This is a genomic window from Streptomyces sp. bgisy100, assembly GCF_057709105.1.
This window is the reverse complement of the sequence record NZ_JBYITE010000087.1, coordinates 1-13,375: the sequence shown is the minus strand read 5'-3', so window position 1 is coordinate 13,375 and position 13,375 is coordinate 1. Positions and strand designations below refer to the sequence as shown.

Here is a 13,375-nt window from a genome sequence, read left to right as displayed (position 1 = left end):
TGGCTCCCTCCTTGAAACAAGGCGAGTTTAGGGACTGCCGACACGAGATGCCGAGTCGCCATCCGGGGTGACCTTGCCCACACGGAGTGTCATCCCGTCGTCGCCGAAGGGCCGAAAACCCTTGTCGTCCAACGGTACGCCCGCAATTCCCCGGGCAGACAGGCCCTTCGGTGTGGTCAAGATCTCTGCGGCGCGGCCCCGTCGCGGGAGGTGATTCTTTGTCGGCTCCCTACGAACGGGGGGAGGAAACTTTGCCGCATCGATTCGCCCGGCCGGGCGAGGCGCACACCCCTTGTTTCCTCGGATTACCCATTAGTAGCGTTCGCGCTGACGTCGGTACTGCAGGTAACAGCGGAAGTGGGTGGGCGGTGTGGCACGGAGACCGGTGGCCGCGGTGGGGTCGGTGCTGCTGTTTCTGGAGGCGATCGGCATCGCGCTGGTCCATTTGATACTCGGCGTGGTGGTGGACCGGCAGGACATGTCCCTCGCCGGTCTCGACCCGCACGCCATGACCGTGTCCACCTGGATCGCCGGTGGTCTCTTCGGCTGTTATCTGGCCTGCTGCGGGGTGGTTCTGCTGCTCGGCGCGCTGCGGGACCGCGCCCCCGGGCGGTTCACCCGCATCCTGCTCATCACCTGTGCCGTGGTGCACGGGGTGCTCGCCATGCTGGCGGTCGGGCTGGTGGGCTGGGCGGCGTTCCTGTTCCTGACGGTGCTGCTGGCGTTGCTCGTCTTCACCCTCATCGCCTACGCCCCGCAGGACGGCGCGGGCACGGAACCGGCCGCGGACGCTCCGCCCGCGGCTCCCGGGGCCAACCCCGCCTGATCCGGGCGCGTCCCGGGCCGGGACCGGCTGGCCGGCCGCGCCCCGCTCGGGCGCCCCCGCTCGAGCGCGGCCGCGGTCCGTCCAGCAGTCGCGGCCCGTCCGGCGGCCGCGGTCCGTCCAAGCAGTCGCGGCCCGTCCGGCGGTCGCAGCCCGTCCAAGGGCTTCCTGACGCCGTGTGGAGGCCCGTGGCGCCGTTCGCCGGGCCGGGAGCTCGCCCCGCCCGGCGTTCCGTCGCGGGGCCGTGCCGCCGGGGGCGGACGCGCCGTCAGGTCCGGGGCGGCTCAGGCCTCCCGGACCCAGAGGTCGGTGATGGCCACGCCGACCTCGGCGAGCAGGGCCCGCAGCGTCGGCAGGGAGAGCCCGATGACGTTGCCCGCGTCGCCGTCGATGCCCTCGACGAACGGCGCGGAGCGGCCGTCCAGGGTGAACGCGCCCGCCACGTGCAGCGGCTCACCGGTCGCCACGTACGCCGCGACCTCGGCGTCCGTCGGCTCGCCGAAGCGCACCGTCGTCGAGGCGGTCGTCGCGGCCCGGTGTCCGCTCGCGGTGTCGATCACGCAGTGCCCGGTCCGCAGGACGCCGGAGCGCCCGCGCATGGACTTCCAGCGGGCCGTGGCCTCCTCGGCGTCGGCCGGCTTGCCCAGCGCCTGACCGTCCAGCTCCAGCACCGAGTCGCAGCCCACCACGAGCGCGCCCGCGGCCTCGGGACGGGCCGCCACCGCCGCGGCCTTGGCCTCCGCCAGCACCCGGGCCAGCTCCGCGGGGGAGTCCGCCGTGAGGGCGTCCTCGTCGACCCCGCTGACGATCACCCGGGGCGCCATTCCGGCCTGCCGGAGCAGTCCGAGACGGGCGGGCGAGGCGGAGGCGAGGACGAGTGTGCGCGCGGCGGCGGAGGGGTTCCCGGTCATGCCCGCCAGGGTATCGGGGCCGCGCCGGGGCCAGGAGGGGAGAGTCAGTGCCGGAGGGAAGGGCGGAGGCAGTGCCGGAGGGGACGGGAGAGGCGGGGGCCGGGGAATACGTATCGGCCGCCCGCGCCCGTCACGGGTGCAGCAGGCCGAGGACCAGCATCAGAACCACCATCGCGACCGCCAGGACCCGGCCCGCCCGGCGGAGCTTCTCCTGGGCGTCGCGCAGCTCCTCGGAGGGCTCGTCGGAGGGGTCGGACCACAGCATCCTTCGATCCTGCGACAGAACGGACCGTACCGCCTGAGTACGGGTACTCAGGCGGCACGGGCGGGACCGGACAGGGCCGGGTGGGTCAGCGCGGCCAGGCCGAGCTGCGCCAGGCCTTCGGGCCCGGCTGCGGCAGGCCGCCGCGGGGCACGTTACGGGCCTTGTCGGACCACTCGTTCAGCTCTTCCGGCGCCTCGGCGGCCGACGAGGCCGCCGCGGCGCGTGCTTGGACCACCGCCAGTGCGGCAGCCAGCTCCTCGGGAGTCGGGTTGCCCCGCAGAACCTTGAACATGGGCCGGCCTCCTTACAGGGGGATGTTGCCGTGCTTCTTCGGCGGCAGGGACGCCCGCTTGTTGCGCAGGGTCCGCAGCCCGCGGACGATGTGCCGGCGGGTCTCCGAGGGCATGATCACCGCGTCCACGTAGCCCCGCTCGGCCGCCGTGTACGGGTTGAGCAGGGCGTCCTCGTACTCGCTGATGAGCCTGGTCCGCACCTCCTCGGCCTGCTCCGGCGTCTCGGCCGCCGCGATGGTGCGGCGGTGCAGGATGTTGACCGCGCCCTGCGCGCCCATCACCGCGATCTGTGCCGTCGGCCAGGCCAGGTTGAGGTCGGCGCCCAGGTGCTTGGAGCCCATGACGTCGTAGGCGCCGCCGAAGGCCTTGCGGGTGATGACCGTGATGAGCGGGACCGTGGCCTCCGCGTAGGCGTAGATCAGCTTGGCGCCGCGGCGGATGATGCCGTTGTACTCCTGGTCGGTGCCGGGGAGGAAGCCCGGGACGTCCACGAAGGTCAGCACCGGCACGTTGAACGCGTCGCAGGTGCGGACGAAGCGCGCGGCCTTCTCGGAGGCGTCGATGTCCAGGCAGCCGGCGAACTGCATCGGCTGGTTGGCGACGATGCCCACCGGGTGGCCCTCGACCCGGCCGAAGCCGGTGACGATGTTCGGGGCGAACAGCGCCTGGGTCTCCAGGAACTCGTTGTCGTCCAGGACGTGCTCGATCAGCCGGTGCATGTCGTACGGCTGGTTCGCCGAGTCCGGGATGATCGTGTCCAGCTCGCGGTCCTCGTCCGAGGTCTCCAGGTCCGCCTCCTCGGGGAAGGCGGGCGGCTCGGTGAGGTTGTTGGACGGCAGGTAGGACAGCAGCGACTTGATGTACTCGATCGCGTCCTTCTCGTCGCCCGCCATGTGGTGCGCGACGCCGGAGGTCGAGTTGTGCGTCCGGGCGCCGCCCAGCTCCTCGAAGCCCACGTCCTCACCGGTGACCGTCTTGATGACGTCGGGGCCGGTGATGAACATGTGCGAGGTCTTGTCCACCATGACCGTGAAGTCGGTGATGGCGGGGGAGTAGACCGCGCCGCCGGCACAGGGGCCGACGACCAGGCTGATCTGCGGGATCACCCCGGAGGCGTGGGTGTTGCGGCGGAAGATCTCGCCGTACAGGCCCAGGGCGCTGACGCCCTCCTGGATGCGGGCGCCGCCGGAGTCGTTGATGCCGATGACCGGGCAGCCGTTGGTCAGGGCGAAGTCCATCACCTTGACGATCTTCTGGCCGTAGACCTCGCCGAGGGCGCCGCCGAAGACGGTGAAGTCCTGGGAGAACACGGCCACCGGGCGGCCGTCGACCGTGCCGTAGCCGGTGACGACGCCGTCGCCGTACGGCCGGTTCTTCTCCAGGCCGAAGTTGGTCGACCGGTGCCGGGCGAACTCGTCGAGCTCGACGAAGGACCCTTCGTCGAGGAGGAGTTCGACGCGCTCACGGGCCGTCAGCTTGCCCTTGGCATGCTGCTTCTCGACGGCGCGCTGGGAGCCGGCGTGCGTCGCTTCGTGGGTCCGCCGCTGCAGATCCGCGATCTTGCCTGCGGTCGTGTGAATGTCGATTTCCGGCTCGGACATCGGGATGCGGCTCCTGCTCGTCCTCGGATTGGGCTACCTGGGCTACGTGGGGCTACCGCCTCGTAGCGTATCCGCGACCGTGCGCTGCGGCAGTGCGGTGTTGGCCACACCTGGGACCCTTCGCGCGCGGGCCCTGAGCTGGTACGGGCCCTACGCTGACGGTATGACGCCGAAGCCGCCGGGCGCACCGCAGCCCGACCGTCCGCACGGCCGCTGGTCCGATCTGGAACGGCCGCCGCTGAACGCCAATGCCCTGCGGAAGGCCCTGGTCCGCCCGGGCGGGCTCTGGACCTCCTGCGACGTGGTCGAGGTGACCGGGTCCACCAACAGCGACCTGGCGGAGCGGGCCCGCGCCGGCGCGGCCGACGAGGGCACGGTGCTGGTGGCGGAGGAGCAGTCCGCCGGACGCGGGCGGCTGGACCGGCAGTGGTCCGCACCGCCCCGCTCCGGGCTCTTCTTCTCGGTCTTCCTGCGGCCCGGCGCGCACGACGTGCCGGTCGGGCGGTGGGGCTGGCTGCCGCTGCTCGCCGGGGTCGCGACGGCGACCGCGCTCTCCCGCGCCGCGGGCGTCGACACCGCGCTGAAGTGGCCCAACGACCTGCTGGTGCGGATCGGCGACGAGGAGCGCAAGACCGGCGGGATCCTCGCCGAGCGGGCCGGGGACGGCGTCGTGATCGGGATCGGGCTGAACGTCTCGCTGCACGCGGACGAGCTGCCGGTGCCGGGCGCGGGCTCCCTCGCCCTCGCGGGGGCGTCGTCCAGCGACCGGGACCCGCTGCTGCGGGCGGTGCTGCGGTCCCTGGAGCAGTGGTACGGGGACTGGCGGGCGGCCGGGGGCGACCCGGGGGCCAGCCGGCTCCAGGAGGCCTACGCGGCGGGCTGTGCGACGCTCGGCCGGACCGTACGGGCCGAACTTCCGGGCGGCCGGGAGATCGTGGGCGAGGCGGTCGCGATCGACGGCGACGGCCGGCTGGTGCTCGCCACGGACGCGGGTGTGCAGCAGCCGGTGGGAGCCGGGGACATCGTCCATCTCCGCTCCGCGACACAAGAGTGAGCTAGGGCACACCTGCCGTATCGTTGGGGCACCGGACCAGGCAGCGGCCTGGCGGGACCCGGGCGGAGCGGCGAGAAGTGATCGGAAGGGCTGTGCGCAGGGATCGGACAGGGGGCGGGCGGTGACCGTGGACGACCCGGGCGCGCCGGGGCGCGCACACGAATCCCCCGAACCGCAGGTGCACTCCGCCCCCGAGCACGACGCCCGCACCGACGCCGACCGGGCCGGGGCCGCTCGTACCGACACCGACCGGTCCGATGCCGACCGGGCCGGCACCGACCGGGCCGGGGCGGCCCGCCGGGCCGGGAGCGACGGGGGCGGGAGCGAGGCCTGCGGCAACGGTGCCGAGGGCGCCGAGGCCACAGCGGCCCGGGACGGCGGCGGGGCCCCCGAGGAGGGGGATCCCCTGGCCCTCCGGCTGGAGCAGCTGATCCTGGGCGCGGAGCGCCGTTACACCCCCTTCCAGGCCGCCCGCAGCGCCGGGGTCTCCATGGAGCTCGCCTCGCGCTTCTGGCGGGCGATGGGCTTCGCGGACATCGGCCAGGCGAAGGCGCTGACCGAGGCCGACGTGCTGGCGCTGCGGCGGCTGGCCGGTCTGGTCGAGGCGGGGCTGCTGAGCGAGCCGCTGGCGGTGCAGGTGGCGCGGTCCACCGGCCAGACCACCGCACGGCTCGCCGAGTGGCAGATCGACTCCTTCCTGGAGGGCCTGACCGAGCCGCCGGAGCCCGGCATGACCCGCACCGAGGTCACCTATCCGCTGATCGAGCTGCTGCTGCCGGAGCTGGAGGAGTTCCTGGTCTACGTCTGGCGGCGGCAGCTGGCCGCCGCGACCGGCCGGGTCGTGCAGGCGCAGGACGACGAGGAGATGGTCGACCGGCGCCTGGCGGTGGGCTTCGCCGACCTGGTCGGCTTCACCCGGCTGACTCGGCGGCTGGAGGAGGAGGAGCTCGGCGAGCTGGTCGAGGCCTTCGAGACCACGGCCGCGGACCTGGTCGCGGCGCACGGCGGCCGGCTGATCAAGACCCTGGGCGACGAGGTGCTGTTCGCCGCGGACGACGCCGGGGTGGCGAGCGAGATCGGGCTGCGGCTCATCGAGACCATGGGGCACGACGAGACGATGCCGGAGCTGCGGGTCGGGATCGCGCTGGGCACCGTGACGACGCGGATGGGCGACGTCTTCGGCACCACGGTGAACCTGGCGAGCCGGCTGACGTCGATAGCACCGAAGGACGCCGTCCTGGTGGACGGGGCGTTCGCGGAGGAACTGATGCGGTCCGGGGAGGCCCCGGAGTCGGAGGCCGAGGCCGCGGCGGCCGAGAAGGAGGGCGAGGGCCCGGAGTCGCCGTACCGCTTCGCGCTCCAGCCGATGTGGCAGCGGCCGGTCCGCGGGCTCGGGGTCGTCGAGCCCTGGCTGCTGACCCGGCGGGCGCAGCCGGCCTCGCCGGACGGCGGCGGGCGGGTCTGACGGAGCGGGGCGGGTCTGAAGGCGTCGGGCGGGGCGCCGTCCGGTACGCCGTGCGGTCGGGTCCGGGAGCCTGCGCGGCGGAGGGCCGTACAGGTCGCCACGGAACGCTGCTCGGCGGAGGGGCTGTCCCGGTCGCCCGGGGGCTGCCCGGCGGACGGACCGCACCCGTCGCCCCGGGAGGGGCCTGACGGCGGGCGGCTGCCGGTGCGATGATGCCTCGCGTCGGGTTCACGGTCGTTAACCGGGAGGGCGCATGGGCGAGCAGCGGTTCGGGGAGTGGGTCGTCGTACGACGGCACGGCGGGCATGTGGCGGAGCTGGTGCTCGACCGGGTGAAGGCGATGAACGCCGTCTCCACCGCCATGGCGCGCTCCCTGACGGAGGCGTGCGCCACGCTGGCCGCCGACCGCTCCGCCCGGGTCGTGGTGGTGTCGTCCAGCCATGAGCGCGCCTTCTGCGTCGGTGCGGACCTCAAGGAGCGCAACTCCCTGAGCGACGCCGAGCTGGTGCGCCAGCGCCCGTACACCCGGGCCGCCTACACCGCGGTGCTGGAGCTGCCGATGCCCACCGTCGCCGCGGTCCACGGCTTCGCCCTCGGCGGCGGCTTCGAGATCGCGCTGGCCTGCGACCTGATCGTGGCCGACCGGACGGCCGTGGTCGGACTGCCCGAGGTGTCGGTCGGCGTGATCCCCGGCGGTGGCGGCACCCAGCTGCTGCCGCGCCGGGTGGGCGCGGCCCGCGCGGCGGAGCTGGTCTTCACCGCGCGCCGGGTGGAGGCGCCGGAGGCCCGGGAGCTGGGCCTGGTGGACGAGCTGGTCGCGGCGGGCGAGGACCGCACCGAGGCGCTGGCGCTGGCCGCGCGGATCGCCGGGAACTCCCCGGTCGGGCTGCGGGCCGCCAAGCGGGCCATGCGGCTGGGGCACGGGCTGGACCTGGCGGCCGGCCTGGAGGTGGAGGACGCGGCCTGGCGGAGCGTGGCCTTCTCGGGCGACCGCGCCGAGGGCGTGGCGGCGTTCAACGAGAAGCGCACCCCGGACTGGCCCGGCGAGTAGCCCGGCTGCCCTACGGCCCCGTGGCCCCGTGGCTCGACGGCCCCAGGGCACGGGCGGCCCCGTGACCCCGCGGCCCCGTGACCCCGCGGCCTCAGGGCCCCACGGCCCCAAGCTCCATGGCCCCAGGCTCCATGGCCCCAGGCTCCATGGCCCCAGGCTCCACGGCCCCGGGGCCCGGGCTGTCCCGGGGCCCCCGGCGGCCACCCGGGCTTTCGGGGCGCGCGCCGGTCCCGCGGGCCGGTGCGGTGCCCCGTCCCCGGCGGGCGTCCTGCGCCGGTCCCGCGCCGGTGGAGCGCCGGCTCCCCTGCGCGCCGGCCCGGTGCCGGCCCGGTGCCGTACCGGTACGACCTCTCGCCCGAACGGGGCGAATGGCGTGAAATGTTCCTACGCTGGAGTGCGCGCGGTGCAGGGTGTGCGCACGGTGAACGGAACGCGAGGGTGCGGTGTCGGACGACGGCAGCGGGGGCGATGCGCGGCTGCGGGCCGTTGTGGGCCTGGCCCAGGCCATGGCCGCCGCGCAGACGGGCCCCGAGGCGCTGCGGGCCGCCGCCGCGGGCGCCTGCCGGGCCCTCGGCGGGGTGTTCGCGGCGATCTCGGTCTGGGAGCGGGAGCTCGGCCGGCTCCGGGTGCTGGTCAACGTCGGCGAGCTGGCCTCCGGCGAGGAGGAGTTCCCGGAGGACGAGACCTATCCGGTGCACGAGTTCCCGGAGATCGTGGAGTTCCTGCACGAGCAGGGGGCGGACGGCGGTGAGCCGAACGCCTGGGTGGAGGTCGCCGGCGAGCCCGGAGCGGACACTGCCTCCGCCGCGTACGGGCCTGCGGGGCCGCCCCCGGGCGGCTGGGGGCGCGGCGCGGCCCTGCGGCGGCGAGGCCGGGGCTGCTGTGTGATCGCGCCGATCGTGCTGCACGGGCGGGCGTGGGGCGAGCTCTATGTGGCGCGCCCCGCGGACGAGCCGGTCTTCGGGCCCGCGGACGCCTCCTTCGCCACCGTGCTGGCCTCGGTGACCGCCGCCGGGATCGCGCAGACCGAACGGCTGGAGGAGGCGCGGCGGCTGGCCTTCACCGATCCGCTGACCGGGCTCGCCAACCGCCGGCTGGTCGATCTGCGCCTCGACGAGGCGGTCGAGCGGCACCGGGCCGACGGCACCGTGGTGAGCCTGGTGGTCTGCGACCTCAACGGGCTCAAGCGGGTCAACGACTCGCTCGGTCACGCGGTGGGTGACCGGCTGCTGGAGCGGTTCGGCTCGCTGCTGTCGCTGTGCGGCGCGATGCTGCCGGGCGCCCTGGTGGCCCGGCTGGGCGGCGACGAGTTCTGCATGCTGGCGGTGGGCCCGCCGCCGGACGAGGTGGTCCGGGCGGCCGAGGAGCTGTGCCGCCGGGCCACCGCCCTGGAGCTGGGCGAGGGCGTGGCCTGCGGGGTCGCCTCCACCGGCGAGCGGATCGGCCCCGTCGGCTCCGCGCGGCGGCTGTTCCGGCTCGCGGACGCGGCGCAGTACCGGGCGAAGGCCGCCCGCTCCCGGAAACCCGTGGTCGCGGGCCGGGAGGGGCCGGACGACCCGGTCCTGCGGCTCGCGGAGGCACCCCCGGAGGGCGGCCCGGAGCGCCGGAGGTTCCGCCGGGACTGAGGGGTCCGTGCGCTGTGCCCGTCCGGGACGCATGCGCTCAGGGGGCAAGGGCCCCTGAGGCGCGGGGCGTCCCGACGAGTGTGCGAACCCCCTCGTGACATCCAGCGATTCAGTCTCTAGGGTGCCTGAATATGGATATGCACACTGTGGTGGTGGGGACGTCCGGGACGAGCGCTGAGGACGTCATCGCCGTGGCCCGGGGCGAGGCCCGGATCGAGCTCTCCGACGAGACCCTGGCGGCCCTCGCCGCGTCCCGCGAGGTCATCGACGCACTCGCCGCCAAGCCGGAGCCGGTCTACGGCGTCTCCACCGGCTTCGGCGCGCTGGCCGTCCGGCACATCAGCCCCGAGCTGCGGGCCCAGCTCCAGCGCAACATCGTGCGCTCGCACGCCGCCGGCATGGGCCCCCGGGTCGAGCGCGAAGTGGTGCGAGCCCTGATGTTCCTGCGCCTGAAGACGGTGTGCTCCGGCCGGACCGGCGTCCGGCCGCTGGTCGCCCGGACCATGGCCGCGCTCCTCAACGCCGGGATCACCCCCGTCGTCCACGAGTACGGCTCGCTGGGCTGCTCCGGGGACCTCGCCCCGCTCTCCCACTGCGCCCTGGCCCTCATGGGCGAGGGGGACGCGGAGGGCCCCGACGGGGTCGTCCGGCCGGCCCACGAACTCCTCGCCGAGCACGGCATCGAGCCCGTGGTGCTGCACGAGAAGGAGGGCCTCGCCCTGCTCAACGGCACCGACGGCATGCTGGGCATGCTGGTGATGGCCTGCGCCGACCTGGCGCGGCTGTTCACCGCCGCCGACATCACGGCCGCGCTGACCCTGGAGGCCCTGCTGGGCACCGAGAAGGTCCTCGCGCCCGAACTGCACGCCATCCGGCCGCACCCGGGCCAGGCCGCCAGCGCCGCCAACATGCTGAAGGTACTGGCCGGTTCGGGCCTCACCGGTCACCACCAGGACGACGCGCCGCGGGTCCAGGACGCGTACTCGGTCCGCTGCGCCCCGCAGGTCGCCGGCGCGGGCCGGGACACCCTGACCCACGCGCGGCTGGTGGCCGACCGGGAGCTCGCGGCCGCGGTGGACAACCCCGTGGTGCTGCCCGACGGCCGGGTGGAGTCCAACGGCAACTTCCACGGCGCGCCCGTCGCGTACGTCCTGGACTTCCTGGCGGTGGCGGCGGCCGACCTCGGCTCCATCGCCGAGCGGCGCACCGACCGGCTGCTGGACAGGAACCGCTCCCACGGCCTGCCGCCGTTCCTGGCCGGCGACCCCGGTGTCGACTCCGGGCTGATGATCGCCCAGTACACCCAGGCCGCCCTGGTCAGCGAGCTGAAGCGGCTGGCCGTGCCGGCGTCGGTGGACTCGATCCCGTCCTCCGCGATGCAGGAGGACCATGTGTCGATGGGCTGGTCCGCGGCGCGCAAGCTGCGGACGGCCGTCGACAACCTCGGCCGGATCATCGCCGTCGAACTCGTGGCGGCGACCCGGGCGATCGAACTCCGCGACGGACTGACACCGGCCCCGGCCACCCGCGCGGTCCTGACGGCGGTACGGGAGGCGGGAGTCGAGGGGCCGGGCGGGGACCGCTTCCTGGCACCGGACCTCGCGGCGGCGGACGCCTTCGTCCGCTCCGGGAAGCTGGTCCACGCGGTGGAGTCGGTCACCGGGGCGCTCGACTGAAGCGCCTGAGCGCCTGGGGTCCTGAGCCTTTGGGCGCCTGAGTCCCCGGTCCGGCCCCTCCGGCGGCCGGAACCGGTCCTGTGCGGCCCCACTTCTGTCCTGAAGTGGGGCCGTCCGGAGTTGGGGCCGTCCGGTGGCGGGGCTGTCCGGTTGGCGGGGCCGTTCGCGGGCGGCCGCCTCCAGCCGGAAAGACCGTCAGCGGGACGTACAGAGGCGGGTGTTCGGGTTCCCCTGCGGGCCGTGGCGGGAGCGGAGCCGGTCGCGGTCCGGTGCGGAAGGACCCGGAAGCCGGAATCCTCCGGACCGTCAGAACACGTTCGGACGGGAGCGGCGCGCGGCCACCGAGACCAACGCGGCGCCGAGGCCCAGGAACAGGGTGCCGCCCACCAGGTACGGGGTGGTGTCCACGCTGCCGGTGTCCGCCAGCGAGAGCTGCTGGCGCCCGGCGCCCGAGGCGTCCGGGGTGTGCACCTGCTGTGTCGTCGGCTGGTTTTGCGGTGCCGCGCCGGGATCCCCGACCGTCGCGTTCGCGGAGGGGACGAACCACAGCGCGAAGAGCATCGAACCCGCGGCAGTTGCGGTCAGCAGCGGGCGGCGTGCGGACACGTAACGGACCCCCTTGTGGAGCTGGAGAATTGGCCGTCCCGGGAGATGTTAATGACACCTGCGGGTCGCGGGAAAGTCTTGGCCTCCGGGCCCCTTACGCTCCGGCCATGAGCACTGAGGAGACATCACGGTTCGTGCGCCTTCGGGTGGAACTGGTCCTGGAGATCACCGACACGGGTGAACTCACCGGAGCGGCCATGGATCAGATCGGGGGTGACACCACGATGCCCGACGACGAGCGCGCCCACGCCCAGGCGTCCGTCCGGGACGACGCGGCCGAGGCGCTCGCCTATCTGGTCGACCCGTTCGACCTGGTCAACGGGGTTCCCGGGGTCGATCTCGCACAGGCGTCCTGGAGCAGCGAGAAGGTCGACTACGACCCGGACTCCGCGGAGTGGGACTTCGACGACGAGGACGAGGACTTCGACGGAATCGGCTGGATCGGTGAGGATGGGGACCGGCCGGATGGGGAAGGCGGTGCCGGGAGGGCGTGACGGAAGGGCGCGAGGCGTCCCGGTGTCCACGATGTGGACCGGGGCCCCGTCCCACGTGGCGTACCCCACAATTTTCGGTCGCGGGGGAACCGGACGAATAGGGATAGGTGTTCTACCAAGAGCGGCCGGGAAAAGTGCGCCGCACGGCTCGGCTCGGGGATTTCAGGGGACCAGTAGCAATGGAGAAGCGTGTGATGACGGACGGTAAGCGTCGCAGGAGCCTGGTGGCCGCGGCCGCACTGCTCAGTGGTGCGCTCGCGCTCACGGCTTGCGGCGGCGGTGACGGCGAAGGCAGCACCGACAACCGTGCCAAGTCGCAGGCTCAGGTGGACCAGCAGGCCGCCAAGGATGCTTCCGACGCGCGAATAGCGATCAGCCCGAAGGACGGTGCCAACAACGCCGGCATCAACAGCGACGTCAAGGTCAAGGTCGCGGGCGGCAAGCTCACCAAGGTCACCATGACCGCGGTCGAGTCCGGTACCGAGGTTCCCGGCACGCTGTCCCCCGACGGCCGGACGTGGAAGCCCGACGGCCAGCTGGAGCGCTCCACCAAGTACAAGATCACCGCCGAGGCGAAGGACTCGAAGGGCCGCTCGGCCAACGAGAACTCGACCATCACCACGGTCTCCCCGTCCAACAGCTTCATCGGCAACTTCACGCCGGAGGACGGGTCGAAGGTCGGCGTCGGCATGCCGGTGTCCATCAACTTCGACAAGGCGATCACGAACAAGAAGGACGTCGAGTCCGCGATCAAGGTCAAGTCGACCAGCGGCCAGAAGGTCGTCGGGCACTGGTTCAACGGCAACCGTCTGGACTTCCGCCCCGAGGACTACTGGAAGGCCGGCTCCACGGTCACCCTCGATCTCGATCTGGACGGGGTCGAAGGCGCTCCGGGGGTGAAGGGTGTCCAGAAGAAGAAGGTCACCTTCACCGTCGGCCGGAACCAGGTCAGCACGGTCGACACCAAGACCAAGCAGATGACCATCACCCGGGACGGCAAGAAGGTCAAGACCATCCCGATCTCGGCCGGCAGCGCCGAGAACCCGACCTACAACGGCCAGATGGTGATCTCCGAGAAGTTCAAGGAGACCCGGATGGACGGCTCGACCGTCGGTTTCAAGAACAGCAGCGGCAAGGGCGAGTACGACATCAAGGACGTGCCCCACGCGATGCGGCTGTCCACCTCGGGCACCTTCATCCACGGCAACTACTGGGGCGCCGACTCGATCTTCGGCAGCGTCAACACCAGCCACGGCTGTGTCGGCCTGAACGACGCCAAGGGCGCCGGCGACAGCAGCCAGCCCGGGGCCTGGTTCTTCGACAACACCCTCATCGGTGACGTGGTCGTCGTGAAGAACTCCCCGGACAAGACCATCACCCCGGACAACGGCCTCAACGGCTGGAACATGGACTGGAGCGAGTGGGTCGCCGGGAGCGCCATCGGCGGCTGACACCCCCGGTCCCCTGCACGACGGCGGGGGGGGGGGGGGGGGGGGGGGGGGGGGGGGGGG

The 13,375-nt window shown here is 73.3% G+C and carries 13 protein-coding genes; 8 read left to right on the top strand and 5 right to left on the bottom strand.

The annotated features are described in order from the left end of the window. Positions 1 to 370 precede the first annotated feature (370 nt). Positions 371 to 826, top strand: a complete 456-nt coding sequence (locus AC3EQ1_RS30725) for a hypothetical protein (RefSeq protein WP_432097584.1) — start codon at positions 371 to 373, stop codon at positions 824 to 826. 281 nt (positions 827 to 1,107) lie between these two features. On the opposite strand, the gene AC3EQ1_RS30720 is transcribed toward AC3EQ1_RS30725, so the two are convergent. From AC3EQ1_RS30720 to AC3EQ1_RS30705, 4 genes are all read right to left on the bottom strand, one after another. Next, positions 1,108 to 1,734, bottom strand: coding sequence for a Maf family protein (locus AC3EQ1_RS30720; RefSeq protein ID WP_432097583.1), 627 nt, complete (start codon positions 1,732 to 1,734; stop codon positions 1,108 to 1,110). Between the two features lie 130 nt (positions 1,735 to 1,864). Further along, positions 1,865 to 1,999 carry a morphogenic membrane protein MmpB gene (mmpB, locus tag AC3EQ1_RS30715; RefSeq protein WP_351514722.1) on the bottom strand — a complete coding sequence of 45 codons (135 nt, stop codon included), beginning with the start codon at positions 1,997 to 1,999 and terminating at the stop codon, positions 1,865 to 1,867. 85 nt (positions 2,000 to 2,084) lie between these two features. Beyond that, positions 2,085 to 2,291: an acyl-CoA carboxylase epsilon subunit gene (locus tag AC3EQ1_RS30710; RefSeq protein ID WP_432097582.1), complete on the bottom strand. Its 207-nt coding sequence runs from the start codon at positions 2,289 to 2,291 to the stop codon at positions 2,085 to 2,087. Between the two features lie 12 nt (positions 2,292 to 2,303). Beyond that, entirely contained in the window at positions 2,304 to 3,893 is a 1,590-nt protein-coding gene (locus AC3EQ1_RS30705) for an acyl-CoA carboxylase subunit beta (protein ID WP_351514718.1), read from the bottom strand. A gap of 163 nt (positions 3,894 to 4,056) precedes the next feature. Here AC3EQ1_RS30705 and AC3EQ1_RS30700 point away from each other — a divergent pair, with 163 nt between their 5' ends. The 5 genes from AC3EQ1_RS30700 to hutH all read left to right on the top strand — a co-directional run bounded on the left by AC3EQ1_RS30700 (position 4,057) and on the right by hutH (position 10,764). Beyond that, a complete protein-coding gene (locus tag AC3EQ1_RS30700; RefSeq protein ID WP_432097581.1) occupies positions 4,057 to 4,947 on the top strand; it encodes a biotin--[acetyl-CoA-carboxylase] ligase in 891 nt (296 codons plus the stop codon). A 178-nt stretch (positions 4,948 to 5,125) separates the two neighbouring features. Next, positions 5,126 to 6,412 carry an adenylate/guanylate cyclase domain-containing protein gene (locus AC3EQ1_RS30695; protein ID WP_432097587.1) on the top strand — a complete coding sequence of 429 codons (1,287 nt, stop codon included), beginning with the start codon at positions 5,126 to 5,128 and terminating at the stop codon, positions 6,410 to 6,412. Between the two features lie 253 nt (positions 6,413 to 6,665). Beyond that, positions 6,666 to 7,463: an enoyl-CoA hydratase/isomerase family protein gene (locus tag AC3EQ1_RS30690; RefSeq protein ID WP_432097580.1), complete on the top strand. Its 798-nt coding sequence runs from the start codon at positions 6,666 to 6,668 to the stop codon at positions 7,461 to 7,463. Between the two features lie 506 nt (positions 7,464 to 7,969). Further along, positions 7,970 to 9,088, top strand: a complete 1,119-nt coding sequence (locus tag AC3EQ1_RS30685; protein ID WP_432097586.1) for a GGDEF domain-containing protein — start codon at positions 7,970 to 7,972, stop codon at positions 9,086 to 9,088. A gap of 137 nt (positions 9,089 to 9,225) precedes the next feature. Next, entirely contained in the window at positions 9,226 to 10,764 is a 1,539-nt protein-coding gene (gene hutH, locus AC3EQ1_RS30680; protein ID WP_432097585.1) for a histidine ammonia-lyase, read from the top strand. 306 nt (positions 10,765 to 11,070) lie between these two features. Here the strand turns inward: hutH and AC3EQ1_RS30675 are convergent, their stop codons facing one another. After that, positions 11,071 to 11,370 (bottom strand): hypothetical protein, encoded by a 300-nt coding sequence (locus tag AC3EQ1_RS30675; RefSeq protein ID WP_432097579.1) that lies wholly within the window; start codon positions 11,368 to 11,370, stop codon positions 11,071 to 11,073. 107 nt (positions 11,371 to 11,477) lie between these two features. Between AC3EQ1_RS30675 and AC3EQ1_RS30670 the strand changes: the two genes are divergently transcribed. Both AC3EQ1_RS30670 and AC3EQ1_RS30665 read left to right on the top strand, forming a co-directional pair. After that, positions 11,478 to 11,864, top strand: a complete 387-nt coding sequence (locus AC3EQ1_RS30670; protein WP_432097578.1) for a hypothetical protein — start codon at positions 11,478 to 11,480, stop codon at positions 11,862 to 11,864. Positions 11,865 to 12,058: 194 nt separating this feature from the next. Next, positions 12,059 to 13,315, top strand: a complete 1,257-nt coding sequence (locus AC3EQ1_RS30665; protein WP_432097577.1) for a L,D-transpeptidase — start codon at positions 12,059 to 12,061, stop codon at positions 13,313 to 13,315. Positions 13,316 to 13,375 lie beyond the last annotated feature (60 nt).